The 14,157-nt window shown below is 51.7% G+C and carries 11 protein-coding genes, 4 tRNA genes and 2 rRNA genes; 16 read left to right on the top strand and 1 reads right to left on the bottom strand.

From position 1 onward, the window contains the following. The 4 genes from CWM57_RS26480 to birA all read left to right on the top strand — a co-directional run. A 23S ribosomal RNA gene (locus tag CWM57_RS26480) occupies nucleotides 1-115 on the top strand; the annotation flags it as partial. Nucleotides 116-310: 195 nt separating this feature from the next. Further along, nucleotides 311-426, top strand: a 5S ribosomal RNA gene (gene rrf / locus CWM57_RS26475). A 264-nt stretch (nucleotides 427-690) separates the two neighbouring features. Then, nucleotides 691-1,719 (top strand): UDP-N-acetylmuramate dehydrogenase, encoded by a 1,029-nt coding sequence (murB, locus tag CWM57_RS26470; RefSeq protein WP_100632265.1) that lies wholly within the window; start codon nucleotides 691-693, stop codon nucleotides 1,717-1,719. Further along, nucleotides 1,716-2,678, top strand: a complete 963-nt coding sequence (gene birA / locus CWM57_RS26465; protein WP_074387394.1) for a bifunctional biotin--[acetyl-CoA-carboxylase] ligase/biotin operon repressor BirA — start codon at nucleotides 1,716-1,718, stop codon at nucleotides 2,676-2,678. The genes murB and birA overlap by 4 nt, the downstream gene beginning before the upstream one ends. Nucleotides 2,679-2,704: 26 nt before the next feature. On the opposite strand, the gene coaA is transcribed toward birA, so the two are convergent. Beyond that, nucleotides 2,705-3,655: a type I pantothenate kinase gene (gene coaA, locus CWM57_RS26460; protein ID WP_012543215.1), complete on the bottom strand. Its 951-nt coding sequence runs from the start codon at nucleotides 3,653-3,655 to the stop codon at nucleotides 2,705-2,707. Between the two features lie 430 nt (nucleotides 3,656-4,085). On the opposite strand from coaA, the gene CWM57_RS26455 reads away from it, so the two are divergent. The 12 genes from CWM57_RS26455 (at nucleotide 4,086) to rpoB (ending at nucleotide 14,084) form a co-directional block, all read left to right on the top strand. Further along, a tRNA-Thr gene (locus CWM57_RS26455) sits at nucleotides 4,086-4,161 on the top strand. Nucleotides 4,162-4,171: 10 nt separating this feature from the next. Beyond that, nucleotides 4,172-4,256: transfer RNA gene (locus tag CWM57_RS26450), tRNA-Tyr, on the top strand. A gap of 115 nt (nucleotides 4,257-4,371) precedes the next feature. Then, nucleotides 4,372-4,446: transfer RNA gene (locus CWM57_RS26445), tRNA-Gly, on the top strand. 5 nt (nucleotides 4,447-4,451) lie between these two features. After that, nucleotides 4,452-4,527 (top strand) — tRNA-Thr (locus tag CWM57_RS26440). A 115-nt stretch (nucleotides 4,528-4,642) separates the two neighbouring features. Further along, nucleotides 4,643-5,827: an elongation factor Tu gene (gene tuf / locus CWM57_RS26435; RefSeq protein WP_061153133.1), complete on the top strand. Its 1,185-nt coding sequence runs from the start codon at nucleotides 4,643-4,645 to the stop codon at nucleotides 5,825-5,827. A gap of 338 nt (nucleotides 5,828-6,165) precedes the next feature. Next, on the top strand, nucleotides 6,166-6,549 hold the full coding sequence (gene secE, locus CWM57_RS26425; protein ID WP_002883772.1) for a preprotein translocase subunit SecE: 384 nt from the start codon (nucleotides 6,166-6,168) through the stop codon (nucleotides 6,547-6,549). A gap of 1 nt (nucleotide 6,550) precedes the next feature. Further along, nucleotides 6,551-7,096, top strand: coding sequence for a transcription termination/antitermination protein NusG (gene nusG / locus CWM57_RS26420; protein WP_007665882.1), 546 nt, complete (start codon nucleotides 6,551-6,553; stop codon nucleotides 7,094-7,096). A gap of 155 nt (nucleotides 7,097-7,251) precedes the next feature. Then, nucleotides 7,252-7,680: a 50S ribosomal protein L11 gene (rplK, locus tag CWM57_RS26415; RefSeq protein ID WP_008808007.1), complete on the top strand. Its 429-nt coding sequence runs from the start codon at nucleotides 7,252-7,254 to the stop codon at nucleotides 7,678-7,680. A 3-nt stretch (nucleotides 7,681-7,683) separates the two neighbouring features. Next, nucleotides 7,684-8,388, top strand: coding sequence for a 50S ribosomal protein L1 (gene rplA, locus CWM57_RS26410; RefSeq protein WP_061156161.1), 705 nt, complete (start codon nucleotides 7,684-7,686; stop codon nucleotides 8,386-8,388). Between the two features lie 413 nt (nucleotides 8,389-8,801). Further along, nucleotides 8,802-9,299 (top strand): 50S ribosomal protein L10, encoded by a 498-nt coding sequence (gene rplJ, locus CWM57_RS26400; protein ID WP_001207203.1) that lies wholly within the window; start codon nucleotides 8,802-8,804, stop codon nucleotides 9,297-9,299. Between the two features lie 66 nt (nucleotides 9,300-9,365). Further along, the gene (rplL, locus tag CWM57_RS26395; RefSeq protein ID WP_002884142.1) at nucleotides 9,366-9,731 is read left to right on the top strand and encodes a 50S ribosomal protein L7/L12; all 366 of its coding nucleotides are present in this window, start codon (nucleotides 9,366-9,368) and stop codon (nucleotides 9,729-9,731) included. Nucleotides 9,732-10,055: 324 nt separating this feature from the next. Then, nucleotides 10,056-14,084, top strand: coding sequence for a DNA-directed RNA polymerase subunit beta (rpoB, locus tag CWM57_RS26390; protein ID WP_061156160.1), 4,029 nt, complete (start codon nucleotides 10,056-10,058; stop codon nucleotides 14,082-14,084). Nucleotides 14,085-14,157: the final 73 nt, after the last annotated feature.

Genomic DNA, 14,157 nt, shown 5'->3' with positions numbered 1-14,157 from the left:
TGAGACTTTAAGTCTCCTGAAGGAACGTTGAAGACGACGACGTTGATAGGCCGGGTGTGTAAGCGCAGCGATGCGTTGAGCTAACCGGTACTAATGAACCGTGAGGCTTAACCTTACAACGCCGAAGATGTTTTGGCGATTTGAGAGAATTTTCAGCTTAGATTCAGAGTTGAGTACGCAATAATTTGCGCAGCAGCAAGGCGGCAAGCGAAGGAAAGGAAGGAGCATACTGAAGTATGTGACTGACTTTACGAGCGCAGGCAACGCAGCTGATGCGATAAAGAATTGCGTACTGAGCACAAAGAATTTGCCTGGCGGCGACAGCGCGGTGGTCCCACCTGACCCCATGCCGAACTCAGAAGTGAAACGCCGTAGCGCCGATGGTAGTGTGGGGTCTCCCCATGTGAGAGTAGGGAACTGCCAGGCATCAAATAAAGCAGAAAGCTCAGTCGAAAGACTGAGCTTTTTGTTTTTGCGTTTTAACAAGAACCCCGTGCCGAAAGGTGCGGGTTTTTTGCTGTGCGGGCATATCTCCCCGGTGGCGCTGCACTGACCGGGGATACGGATCCTCAGGCATTTGCTGACCGCGCAGCCCGATAACGCCCTGCAACATCATTGCCCCTGCAATCGGGCAAGCCTTCCCCCGCCAGATACGGTAAACTAACGCCGATTTTGCATCAGGAAGCCACTATGAACCACTCCCTCAAACCCTGGAATACCTTTGGCATTGAGCGCTCCGCCAAGACGATTGTACGCGCCGAAACTGAGCAGCAGTTATTAAGCTCCTGGCAAACTGCTGTCGCAGAAGGTCAGCCCACGCTGATTCTTGGGGAAGGCAGTAACGTTCTGTTTCTGAACGACTATGCCGGTACGGTGATCATCAACCGGATTATGGGGATCGAGGTGAGCGAAACCCCGGAAGCCTGGTGCTTGCACGTCGGTGCTGGTGAAAACTGGCATCAACTGGTGCAGTTCACGCTACAGCATGCGATGCCAGGACTGGAAAACCTGGCATTGATCCCTGGATGCGCAGGGTCTTCGCCGATCCAGAATATTGGCGCCTACGGTGTCGAGCTGCAGCGGGTTTGCGAATATGTTGACTGCATCGAGCTGGAAACGGGTCGTAAGGAACGTCTTTCAGCAGAGGAATGCCGTTTTGGCTATCGCGACAGCATCTTCAAACATGAATATCAGGATCGCTACGCCATCGTCGCGATTGGATTATCGTTGGCGAAAGTATGGCAGCCGGTGCTGAGCTATGGTGATTTAACGCGTCTTGATCCACAGACCGTCACCCCACAGCAGGTATTCGATTCCGTTTGTCATATGCGAATGACTAAGTTGCCGGATCCAAAGATTAACGGCAATGCCGGAAGCTTCTTTAAGAACCCGATCGTCAGCGCTCAGGTTGCTGAAGCGCTGCTGGCGCAATTCCCCCAGGCGCCGCATTATCCGCAGGCAAACGGCACCGTCAAGCTGGCCGCGGGCTGGTTAATCGATCAATGTCAGCTCAAAGGGCAACGCATTGGCGGCGCGGCTGTCCATCGACAACAGGCCCTGGTACTCATTAATGAAGATCGAGCGACCAGCGAGGACGTGGTAAAACTAGCCCATTACGTTCGCCAGCAGGTGGGTGAGAAATTCGATGTATGGCTTCAGCCCGAGGTGCGCTTCATTGGAACGCATGGTGAAGTCAACGCAGAGGAGAGCATTGCGTGAAAGACCATACAATTCCCTTAACGTTGATTTCTATCCTGGCTGATGGCGAGTTCCACTCAGGTGAACAGCTTGGTGAGCAGTTAGGTATGAGCCGGGCGGCGATTAATAAGCATATCCAGACCTTACGCGACTGGGGCGTCGATGTGTTTACTGTGCCAGGTAAGGGTTATAGCCTGCCAGAGCCCATTCATCTGTTGGATGAGAAAAAGATTTCCCAACAGATCGAACATGGCCGAGTGACGGTTCTCCCCGTGATTGACTCCACTAACCAATATTTACTGGACAGGCTTGATGAGCTGACATCCGGGGATGCCTGTGTGGCTGAATATCAGCAGGCTGGGCGAGGACGGCGAGGTAGAAAATGGTTCTCGCCCTTTGGCGCCAATCTTTATCTCTCGATGTTCTGGCGCCTGGAGCAGGGGCCGGCAGCGGCTATTGGACTTAGCCTGGTAATTGGTATCGTGATTGCTGAAGTTCTGCAGCAGCTCGGGGCCGATCAGGTACGGGTGAAATGGCCAAACGATATTTACCTGCAAGATCGTAAACTGTCAGGGATCCTCGTGGAACTGACCGGGAAAACGGGCGATGCCGCATTAATCGTTAGCGGCGCGGGTATTAATCTTGTTATGCGTCGCGTGGAGTCTGACGTCGTCAATCAGGGCTGGATAAGCCTTCAGGAAGCGGGGGTTATCATCGATCGCAACCTCCTCGCCGCGCGCCTGATTAAAGAGCTACGTCTGGGCCTCGAACTGTTCGAGCAGGAAGGGTTAGCGCCCTATCTGCCGCGCTGGGAAAAACTGGATAACTTTATTCATCGTCCGGTAAAACTCATTATCGGTGATAAAGAGATCTATGGAATTTCCCGAGGCATTGACGCGCAGGGTGCACTATTGCTGGAACAGGATGGAGTGATAAAAGCCTGGGTTGGCGGTGAAATATCATTGCGCAGCGCAGAATAAAAAAGGGAGCTTCGGCTCCCTTTGCTTTATTTACGTAAGCGTACCTGATTCACAGAATGATTGGCGCTTTTGGTCATAATCAGGCTGGCGCGCTCACGGGTTGGTAGTATATTTTCCTTGAGATTCATTAAGTTAATCTCATTCCATAGCGAGGTGGCAATATCTACCGCTTCTTCCTTAGACAGCTTTGCGTAATTGTGGAAATAGGAGTCAGGATCGGTAAACGCCCCTTCACGGAATTTGAGAAAACGGTTGATATACCAGCTTTTCAATAATTCTTCCGGTGCATCGACATAAATAGAAAAATCGACAAAATCGGATACAAATACATGATGGGGATCGTGCGGATAATCCATTCCACTTTGCAGAACGTTGAGCCCCTCAAGAATTAAAATATCCGGTTGTGCGACGGTTTTGTCGCCGTCTGGAATAACATCATAAATCAGATGGGAATAAACCGGTGCGGTTGCCTGCGGTACACCTGATTTAAGGTCGGAGACAAACTTCACCAGTCGATGCATATCATAGGACTGCGGAAAGCCTTTCTTCTTCATTAACCCGCGTTCTTTCAATACCGAGTTAGGGTGCAAAAATCCGTCAGTGGTGATGAGTTCAACATGGCGGTGCTCTGGCCAACGGCTAAGCAAGGCCTGCAGTACACGGGCTGTGGTGCTTTTTCCTACCGCAACACTGCCAGCAATGCTGATGATATAGGGAATTCGTTGACCATTGGTGCCAAGAAATTGTTCGAGGACAGCCTGACGACGCAGGTTAGAACTGATATAGAAATTGAGCAAACGCGACAGTGGCAAATAGATCTCAGCAACCTCTTCCAGAGAGAGATCTTCGTTGATGCCTTTTAACCGCGTGATTTCATCCTCGGTTAACGTCATCGGGACAGAATCACGAAGTGCAGCCCATTGGTGGCGGTTAAATTGTAGGTACGGTGTCATTAACGTCTGCTCTTTTTGGCTCATAAGCATGTTCTTACCATCACCGAATACGTCGAAACGGCGATGCTTCACACGAGTTAATCAGGACAATGGGCAGGAGGGTAACACCAGATAGCCGGGAATAATAAGAAAAAAACTCATTGAATGCTGCATTCTCGTGTCAGCATCACAAGAGATGAATAAGTTTCTTATTCTGGGTAAAGGATGTGCGTTGCTGATGGGATAAGCGCTAATGGGCTGTATATCTTTCTGTCAGCTGTCGGAGAGTGTTCTCGGTGACAGACCATGCCCGAAAGAGGCTGACGAGCCGATTTCCTGGCGAATATTTGCACTCCGCTGTTTGAAATTACACCATTTTTCCGCGGAAGAGCACAAAATGTGAGCAAGAGAACGTTTTATGCAAATTTTTAGTTGCATGAACTCGCTCCTCTCCCTAGAATGCGCGCTACTTGATGCCGACTTAGCTCAGTAGGTAGAGCAACTGACTTGTAATCAGTAGGTCACCAGTTCGATTCCGGTAGTCGGCACCATAACAATTTGGGTGGGGTTCCCGAGCGGCCAAAGGGAGCAGACTGTAAATCTGCCGTCATCGACTTCGAAGGTTCGAATCCTTCCCCCACCACCACTTTCTGGCGACGCTTTGCGTAGCCGGAGTTGGTTGGGTAAACTAATCAGCTCAACATTAAAGAGAGCAATCTCTTTTTTGTGACAGAAAGAACTGGGTAGCCGAGTTTCAGGATGCGGGCATCGTATAATGGCTATTACCTCAGCCTTCCAAGCTGATGATGCGGGTTCGATTCCCGCTGCCCGCTCCAGACGTGCTGATATGGCTCAGTTGGTAGAGCGCACCCTTGGTAAGGGTGAGGTCCCCAGTTCGACTCTGGGTATCAGCACCACTTCTTTATCTCTCCTTCCCTGTTTCTCTCTGTTTATTGCATTCAACAAGTCGGGCATGTTGCCTGGTTGATGTGGTGATATCACCGATTTATCCGTGTCTTAGAGGGACAATCGATGTCTAAAGAAAAGTTTGAACGTACAAAACCGCACGTTAACGTCGGTACTATCGGCCACGTTGACCATGGTAAAACAACGCTGACCGCTGCAATCACTACCGTACTGGCTAAAACCTACGGCGGTGCTGCTCGCGCATTCGACCAGATCGATAACGCACCGGAAGAAAAAGCTCGTGGTATCACCATCAACACTTCCCACGTTGAATATGACACCCCGACTCGCCACTACGCGCACGTAGACTGCCCGGGCCACGCCGACTATGTTAAAAACATGATCACCGGTGCTGCGCAGATGGACGGCGCGATCCTGGTTGTTGCTGCGACTGACGGCCCGATGCCGCAGACTCGTGAGCACATCCTGCTGGGTCGTCAGGTAGGCGTTCCGTACATCATCGTGTTCCTGAACAAATGCGACATGGTTGATGACGAAGAGCTGCTGGAACTGGTTGAGATGGAAGTTCGTGAGCTGCTGTCTCAGTACGATTTCCCGGGCGACGACACTCCGATCATCCGTGGTTCTGCTCTGAAAGCGCTGGAAGGCGACGCAGAGTGGGAAGCGAAAATCATCGAACTGGCAGGCTTCCTGGATTCTTACATCCCGGAACCAGAGCGTGCGATTGACAAGCCGTTCCTGCTGCCGATCGAAGACGTATTCTCCATCTCCGGTCGTGGTACCGTTGTTACCGGTCGTGTAGAGCGCGGTATCGTTAAAGTCGGTGAAGAAGTTGAAATCGTTGGTATCAAAGAAACCGCGAAAACCACCTGTACTGGCGTTGAAATGTTCCGCAAACTGCTGGACGAAGGCCGTGCTGGTGAGAACGTAGGTGTTCTGCTGCGTGGTATCAAACGTGAAGAAATCGAACGTGGTCAGGTACTGGCTAAGCCGGGCAGCATCAAGCCGCACACCAAGTTCGAATCTGAAGTGTACATTCTGTCCAAAGACGAAGGCGGCCGTCATACTCCGTTCTTCAAAGGCTACCGTCCGCAGTTCTATTTCCGTACTACTGACGTGACTGGTACCATCGAACTGCCGGAAGGCGTAGAGATGGTAATGCCGGGCGACAACATCAAAATGGTTGTTACCCTGATCCACCCGATCGCGATGGACGATGGTCTGCGTTTCGCAATCCGTGAAGGCGGTCGTACCGTTGGCGCGGGCGTGGTTGCTAAAGTTCTCAGCTAATCGCTGATAACATTTGACGCAATGCGCAATAAAAGGGCATCATTTGATGCCCTTTTTGCACGCTTTCATACCAGAACCTGGCTCATCAGTGATTTTTTTTGTCATAATCATTGCTGAGACAGGCTCTGAAGAGGGCGTTTATACACCAAACCATTCGAGCGGTAGCGCGACGGCAAGTCAGCGTTCTTCTTTGCAATAGCAGGGCAGGGGCGACAGAACTGCCAGCGTTGAAGCAGTTTGAACGCGTTCTGTGTATAATCCGAAACTTAATTTCGGTTTGGATCGCCTCGCCCCCGCGGGGTGAAATTGTTTGTAGAATACTTCTGACAGGTTGGTTTATGAGTGCGAATACCGAAGCTCAAGGGAGCGGGCGCGGCCTGGAAGCGATGAAGTGGATTATCGTTGCCGTGCTGCTGATCGTGGCGATCGTGGGCAACTTCCTTTATCGCGACATTATGCTGGCGGTGCGTGCGCTGGCCGTGGTTATTCTTATTGCTGCTGCCGGTGGCGTCGCGCTGTTGACGACGAAAGGTAAGGCGACCGTTGCTTTTGCTCGCGAAGCGCGAACCGAAGTGCGTAAAGTGATTTGGCCGACTCGCCAGGAAACGCTGCATACTACGCTGATTGTTGCTGCCGTGACTGCAGTAATGTCACTGATCCTGTGGGGACTGGATGGTATTCTGGTTCGCCTGGTCTCCTTTATCACTGGCCTGAGGTTCTGAGATGTCTGAAGCTCCTAAAAAGCGCTGGTACGTCGTTCAGGCGTTTTCCGGTTTTGAAGGTCGCGTAGCTACTTCGCTGCGTGAACATATCAAATTACACAACATGGAAGAGTTGTTTGGCGAAGTCATGGTTCCAACCGAAGAAGTGGTTGAAATCCGTGGCGGCCAGCGTCGCAAAAGCGAACGTAAATTCTTCCCAGGCTACGTTCTGGTTCAGATGGTCATGAATGACGCGAGCTGGCACCTGGTGCGCAGCGTACCGCGTGTGATGGGCTTCATCGGCGGTACTTCCGACCGTCCGGCGCCGATCAGCGACAAAGAAGTTGACGCCATCATGAACCGTCTGCAGCAGGTTGGCGATAAGCCGCGTCCGAAAACGCTGTTTGAGCCGGGCGAAATGGTTCGTGTCAACGATGGTCCGTTCGCTGACTTTAACGGCGTCGTTGAAGAAGTGGACTACGAAAAGTCCCGCCTGAAAGTTTCCGTTTCTATCTTCGGTCGTGCGACTCCGGTAGAACTGGACTTCGGTCAGGTTGAGAAGGCGTAAGCCGGCGATCAAAAAAGCAGCGATTTAATCGTTGCATAGGGCGCGAAATTGGCATACAATTTCGCGCCTTTTGTTTTTATGGGCCTGGCCCGTAAAACGATGTTTATCACGGGGAGCTTCTCTGAAGCGCTATAACCCAATTTGAGGATTTAAGAATGGCTAAGAAAGTACAAGCCTACGTCAAGCTGCAGGTTGCAGCTGGTATGGCAAACCCGAGTCCGCCGGTTGGTCCAGCACTGGGTCAGCAGGGCGTTAACATCATGGAATTCTGCAAAGCGTTCAACGCAAAAACTGAATCCATGGAAAAAGGTCTGCCAATCCCGGTTGTTATCACCGTTTACGCTGACCGTTCTTTCACTTTCGTTACCAAAACCCCGCCGGCAGCAGTTCTGCTGAAAAAAGCGGCTGGTATCAAGTCCGGCTCTGGTAAGCCGAACAAAGATAAAGTTGGTAAAATTTCCCGCGCTCAGCTGCAGGAAATCGCGCAGACCAAAGCTGCCGACATGACTGGTGCCGACATTGAAGCGATGACTCGCTCCATCGAAGGTACTGCACGTTCCATGGGCCTGGTAGTGGAGGACTAAGAAATGGCTAAACTGACCAAGCGCATGTCCGTGATTCGTGACAAAGTTGATGCAACTAAACAGTACGACATCAACGAAGCCATTGCTCTGCTGAAAGAACTGGCTACTGCTAAGTTCGTTGAAAGCGTTGACGTTGCTGTAAACCTGGGCATCGATGCTCGTAAATCTGACCAGAACGTACGTGGTGCAACTGTACTGCCGCACGGTACTGGCCGTTCTGTTCGCGTTGCCGTATTTGCCCAGGGCGCAAACGCTGAAGCTGCAAAAGCTGCAGGCGCTGAGCTGGTAGGTATGGAAGATCTGGCTGACCAGATCAAGAAAGGCGAAATGAACTTTGACGTTGTTATTGCTTCTCCGGATGCAATGCGCGTTGTTGGCCAGCTGGGCCAGGTTCTGGGTCCGCGCGGCCTGATGCCAAACCCGAAAGTGGGTACCGTAACCCCTAACGTTGCTGAAGCGGTTAAGAACGCGAAAGCAGGTCAGGTTCGTTATCGTAACGACAAAAACGGCATCATCCACACCACCATCGGTAAAGTGGACTTTGACGCTGACAAACTGAAAGAAAACCTGGAATCTCTGCTGGTTGCGCTGAAAAAAGCAAAACCGACTCAGGCTAAAGGCGTGTACATCAAGAAAGTTAGCATCTCCACCACCATGGGTGCAGGTGTTGCAGTAGATCAGGCTGGCCTGAACGCTTCTGCAAACTAATGCCTTTACGTGGGCGGTGATTTTGTCTACAATCTTACCCCCACGATTCTGTCAATAAGACAGACGCTATGCGAGTCATTTGAATTGCAGCAAGGCAGCAATCGAGTGAATCACCGGGAGTGTAGTTAACTACATGACCGGTGTGAACGAGAGCAGCTAACGCCGCTGCGGTTCGAAGGACGAAGTCATAGGAAGAATTTGTTCGTTGGAGCCTGGCCTATCCAGGCCTCCGTCGAAGACCGCAGGAGTCTCGTAAGAGACTTAATCCCCTGCGTAGACGGTGACAGAACGCTAAGATTATTTTTGGATATTCTGGCTTGTTTCTGCTCACCGTATTAAGACGCTCTATTCGTTGAATAGAGTGAAGTGAGTTCCAGAGCATGAGCTCTGGCAAACATCCAGGAGCAAAGCTAATGGCTTTAAATCTTCAAGACAAACAAGCGATTGTTGCTGAAGTCAGCGAAGTAGCCAAAGGTGCGCTGTCTGCAGTAGTTGCGGATTCCCGTGGCGTAACTGTGGATAAAATGACTGAACTGCGTAAAGCAGGTCGTGAAGCTGGCGTATACATGCGTGTTGTTCGTAACACCCTGCTGCGCCGCGTCGTTGAAGGTACTCAGTTCGAGTGCCTGAAAGACACGTTTGTTGGTCCGACCCTGATTGCATACTCTATGGAACACCCGGGCGCTGCTGCTCGTCTGTTCAAAGAGTTCGCGAAAGCGAATGCAAAATTTGAGGTCAAAGCCGCTGCCTTTGAAGGTGAGCTGATCCCGGCGTCGCAGATCGACCGCCTGGCAACTCTGCCGACCTACGAAGAAGCAATTGCACGCCTGATGGCAACCATGAAAGAAGCTTCGGCTGGCAAACTGGTTCGTACTCTGGCTGCTGTACGCGATGCGAAAGAAGCTGCTTAATTGCAGTTGTCTTTATAAAGCATTCGCTTACGTATAAACTTATTCTGATATTCAGGAACAATTTAAATGTCTATCACTAAAGATCAAATCATTGAAGCAGTATCCGCTATGTCCGTAATGGACGTTGTTGAGCTGATCTCTGCAATGGAAGAAAAATTCGGTGTTTCCGCTGCTGCTGCTGTAGCTGTAGCTGCTGGCCCGGTTGAAGCTGCTGAAGAAAAAACTGAATTCGACGTAATTCTGAAAGCTGCTGGCGCTAACAAAGTTGCTGTTATCAAAGCAGTACGTGGCGCAACTGGCCTGGGTCTGAAAGAAGCTAAAGACCTGGTAGAATCTGCTCCGGCTGCACTGAAAGAAGGCATCAGCAAAGACGACGCTGAAGCTCTGAAAAAATCTCTGGAAGAAGCTGGCGCTGAAGTTGAAGTTAAATAAGCCAACCCTTCCGGTTGCAGCCTGAGAAATCAGGCTGAGGCTGGTGACTTTTTAGTCACCAGCCTTTTTGCGCTGTAAGGCGCCAGTAGCATTTCACACTGTTTGACTGCTGGTTTGCCTGACAATGCTTGTTTCTATCGACGACTTAATATACTGCGACAGGTTAGGGTTCCTGGGCTGTGTAAATCGCAACGAAATGGTTTAAGCGTGATAGCAACAGGTATTGCGGAAAGTGTTCCATTTTCCGGTCAACAAAATAGTGTTGCATAAAAAACTGCCTTACTTAGGCAGACGGGTCGACTTGTCAGCGAGCTGAGGAACCCTATGGTTTACTCCTATACCGAGAAAAAACGTATTCGTAAGGATTTTGGTAAACGTCCACAAGTTCTGGACATACCTTATCTCCTTTCTATCCAGCTTGATTCGTTCCAGAAGTTTATCGAGCAAGATCCTGAAGGGCAGTATGGTCTGGAAGCAGCCTTCCGTTCCGTATTCCCGATTCAGAGCTACAGCGGTAATTCAGAGCTGCAATACGTCAGCTACCGTCTGGGCGAACCTGTTTTTGATGTTAAAGAATGTCAGATCCGTGGCGTGACTTATTCTGCACCGCTGCGCGTAAAACTGCGTCTGGTGATCTACGAGCGCGAAGCGCCGGAAGGCACCGTTAAAGACATTAAAGAACAAGAAGTCTACATGGGCGAAATTCCGCTCATGACCGACAACGGTACCTTCGTTATCAACGGTACCGAGCGTGTTATCGTTTCTCAGCTGCACCGTAGCCCGGGCGTCTTCTTTGACAGTGACAAAGGTAAGACCCACTCATCCGGTAAGGTCCTGTATAACGCACGTATTATCCCTTACCGCGGTTCCTGGCTGGACTTCGAATTCGACCCGAAAGACAACCTGTTTGTTCGTATCGACCGTCGTCGTAAACTGCCGGCAACTATCATTCTGCGCGCGCTGAATTACACCACTGAGCAGATCCTTGACCTGTTCTTCGAGAAAGTGGTCTTTGAAATTCGCGACAACAAGCTGCAGATGGAGCTGATACCGGAGCGTCTGCGCGGTGAAACCGCCTCCTTCGATATCGAAGCCAACGGTAAAGTGTACGTTGAGAAAGGCCGCCGTATTACTGCGCGCCACATTCGCCAGCTGGAAAAAGACGATATCAAACATATCGAAGTTCCGGTTGAGTACATTGCGGGCAAAGTCGCTTCTAAAGACTATATCGATGAAGCGACTGGCGAGCTGATCTGCCCGGCGAACATGGAACTGAGCCTGGATCTGCTGGCTAAGCTGAGCCAGTCCGGCCACAAGCGTATCGAAACGCTGTTCACCAACGATCTGGACCACGGCCCGTACATTTCTGAAACGGTACGCGTCGACCCGACCAACGATCGTCTGAGCGCGCTGGTAGAAATCTACCGCATGATGCGCCCGGGTGAGCCGCCGACTCGTGAAGCGGCTGAAAGCCTGTTCGAGAACCTGTTCTTCTCCGAAGACCGCTACGATCTGTCCGCGGTTGGTCGTATGAAGTTCAACCGTTCTCTGCTGCGTGACGAAATCGAAGGTTCCGGTATCCTGAGCAAAGACGACATCATCGAAGTGATGAAGAAGCTCATCGATATCCGTAACGGTAAAGGCGAAGTCGATGATATCGACCACCTCGGCAACCGTCGTATCCGTTCCGTTGGCGAAATGGCGGAAAACCAGTTCCGCGTTGGCCTGGTGCGTGTAGAGCGTGCGGTTAAAGAGCGTCTGTCTCTGGGCGATCTCGATACCCTGATGCCTCAGGATATGATCAACGCCAAACCGATTTCCGCAGCAGTGAAAGAGTTCTTTGGTTCCAGCCAGCTGTCACAGTTTATGGACCAGAACAACCCGCTGTCTGAGATTACGCACAAACGTCGTATCTCCGCACTCGGCCCAGGCGGTCTGACCCGTGAACGCGCAGGCTTCGAAGTTCGAGACGTACACCCGACTCACTACGGTCGCGTATGTCCAATCGAAACGCCTGAAGGTCCGAACATCGGTCTGATCAACTCCCTGTCCGTGTACGCACAGACTAACGAATATGGCTTCCTTGAGACGCCGTATCGTAAAGTGACTGACGGTGTGGTTACCGACGAAATTCATTACCTGTCTGCCATCGAAGAAGGTAACTACGTCATCGCTCAGGCGAACTCCAACCTGGATGACGAAGGCCACTTTGTTGAAGATCTGGTTACCTGCCGTAGCAAAGGCGAATCCAGCTTGTTCAGCCGCGACCAGGTTGACTACATGGACGTATCCACCCAGCAGGTGGTATCCGTCGGTGCGTCCCTGATCCCGTTCCTGGAACACGATGACGCCAACCGTGCATTGATGGGTGCGAACATGCAACGTCAGGCGGTTCCGACTCTGCGCGCTGATAAGCCGCTGGTTGGTACCGGTATGGAACGTGCTGTTGCCGTTGACTCCGGTGTTACTGCGGTCGCTAAACGCGGCGGTACCGTTCAGTACGTGGATGCTTCCCGTATCGTTATCAAAGTTAACGAAGACGAGATGTACCCGGGCGAAGCAGGTATCGACATCTACAACCTGACCAAGTACACCCGTTCTAACCAGAACACCTGCATCAACCAGATGCCTTGCGTGTCCCTGGGCGAACCCATTGAGCGCGGCGACGTGCTGGCCGACGGCCCGTCCACCGACCTCGGTGAACTGGCGCTGGGTCAGAACATGCGCGTAGCGTTCATGCCGTGGAACGGCTACAACTTCGAAGACTCCATCCTCGTATCCGAGCGTGTTGTCCAGGAAGACCGTTTCACCACCATCCACATTCAGGAACTGGCGTGCGTGTCCCGTGACACCAAGCTGGGGCCGGAAGAGATTACCGCTGACATCCCGAACGTGGGTGAAGCTGCGCTCTCTAAACTGGATGAGTCCGGTATCGTTTATATCGGTGCGGAAGTGACCGGCGGCGACATTCTGGTTGGTAAGGTAACGCCGAAAGGTGAAACCCAGCTGACGCCGGAAGAGAAACTGCTGCGTGCAATCTTCGGTGAGAAAGCGTCTGACGTTAAAGACTCTTCTCTGCGCGTGCCGAACGGTGTCTCTGGTACCGTTATCGACGTTCAGGTCTTTACCCGTGACGGCGTAGAAAAAGACAAACGTGCGCTGGAAATCGAAGAGATGCAGCTGAAGCAGGCGAAGAAAGACCTGTCTGAAGAACTGCAGATCCTCGAAGCCGGTCTGTTCAGTCGTATCTACGCGGTGCTGGTATCCGGTGGCGTTGAAGCTGAGAAGCTCGACAAACTGCCGCGCGATCGCTGGCTGGAACTGGGCCTGACCGACGAAGAGAAACAAAATCAGCTGGAGCAACTGGCTGAGCAGTATGACGAACTGAAACACGAGTTCGAGAAAAAACTCGAAGCGAAACGCCGTAAAATCACTCAAGGCGACGATCTGGCACCGGGCGTGCTGAAGATTGTTAAGGTATACCTGGCCGTTAAACGCCGTATCCAGCCTGGTGATAAGATGGCAGGTCGTCACGGTAACAAGGGTGTTATCTCTAAGATCAACCCGATCGAAGATATGCCGCACGATGCTAACGGTACGCCGGTAGATATCGTACTGAACCCGCTGGGCGTACCGTCTCGTATGAACATCGGTCAGATCCTGGAAACTCACCTGGGTATGGCTGCGAAAGGCATCGGCGACAAGATCAACGCCATGTTGAAACAGCAGCAAGAAGTCGCGAAACTGCGCGAATTCATCCAGCGTGCTTACGATCTGGGCGCTGACGTTCGCCAGAAAGTTGACCTGAATACCTTCAGCGATGAAGAAGTTCTGCGTCTGGCTGAAAACCTGCGTAAAGGCATGCCGATCGCAACGCCGGTATTCGACGGTGCGAAAGAAGCTGAAATCAAAGAGCTGCTGCAGCTGGGCGACCTGCCGACTTCCGGTCAGATCACCCTGTTTGACGGCCGCACCGGTGAACAGTTCGAACGTCCGGTAACCGTGGGTTACATGTACATGCTGAAACTGAACCACCTGGTCGACGACAAAATGCACGCTCGTTCCACCGGTTCCTACAGCCTGGTTACTCAGCAGCCGCTGGGTGGTAAGGCGCAGTTCGGTGGTCAGCGCTTCGGTGAGATGGAAGTGTGGGCGCTGGAAGCTTATGGCGCGGCCTACACCCTGCAGGAAATGCTCACCGTTAAGTCTGATGACGTGAATGGTCGTACCAAGATGTATAAAAACATCGTGGACGGCAACCACCAGATGGAACCGGGCATGCCGGAATCCTTCAACGTACTGTTGAAAGAGATCCGCTCGCTGGGCATCAACATCGAACTGGAAGACGAGTAACTCTCGCTCAAACAGGTCACTGGTGCCGGGGTAAAACCCGGCGCCAGATTGTGCTAACTCCGACGGGAGCAAA

Source organism: Klebsiella sp. G-Nf4, from assembly GCF_002810615.1.
GTDB lineage: Bacteria > Pseudomonadota > Gammaproteobacteria > Enterobacterales > Enterobacteriaceae > Klebsiella > Klebsiella variicola.
Note: the sequence above shows the minus strand (reverse complement) of the source record. Positions and strands in the feature narration are given on the sequence as shown.

Bases quoted from the DNA above. Each gene is read 5' to 3' on its own strand.
- tuf (WP_061153133.1), top strand. From the start codon at position 4,643: ATGTCTAAAGAAAAGTTTGAACGTACAAAACCGCACGTTAACGTCGGT.
- rplJ (WP_001207203.1), top strand. From the start codon at position 8,802: ATGGCTTTAAATCTTCAAGACAAACAAGCGATTGTTGCTGAAGTCAGC.
- nusG (WP_007665882.1), top strand. From the start codon at position 6,551: ATGTCTGAAGCTCCTAAAAAGCGCTGGTACGTCGTTCAGGCGTTTTCC.
- rplA (WP_061156161.1), top strand. From the start codon at position 7,684: ATGGCTAAACTGACCAAGCGCATGTCCGTGATTCGTGACAAAGTTGAT.
- rpoB (WP_061156160.1), top strand. From the start codon at position 10,056: ATGGTTTACTCCTATACCGAGAAAAAACGTATTCGTAAGGATTTTGGT.
- rplL (WP_002884142.1), top strand. From the start codon at position 9,366: ATGTCTATCACTAAAGATCAAATCATTGAAGCAGTATCCGCTATGTCC.
- murB (WP_100632265.1), top strand. From the start codon at position 691: ATGAACCACTCCCTCAAACCCTGGAATACCTTTGGCATTGAGCGCTCC.
- coaA (WP_012543215.1), bottom strand. From the start codon at position 3,655: ATGAGCCAAAAAGAGCAGACGTTAATGACACCGTACCTACAATTTAAC.
- secE (WP_002883772.1), top strand. From the start codon at position 6,166: ATGAGTGCGAATACCGAAGCTCAAGGGAGCGGGCGCGGCCTGGAAGCG.
- rplK (WP_008808007.1), top strand. From the start codon at position 7,252: ATGGCTAAGAAAGTACAAGCCTACGTCAAGCTGCAGGTTGCAGCTGGT.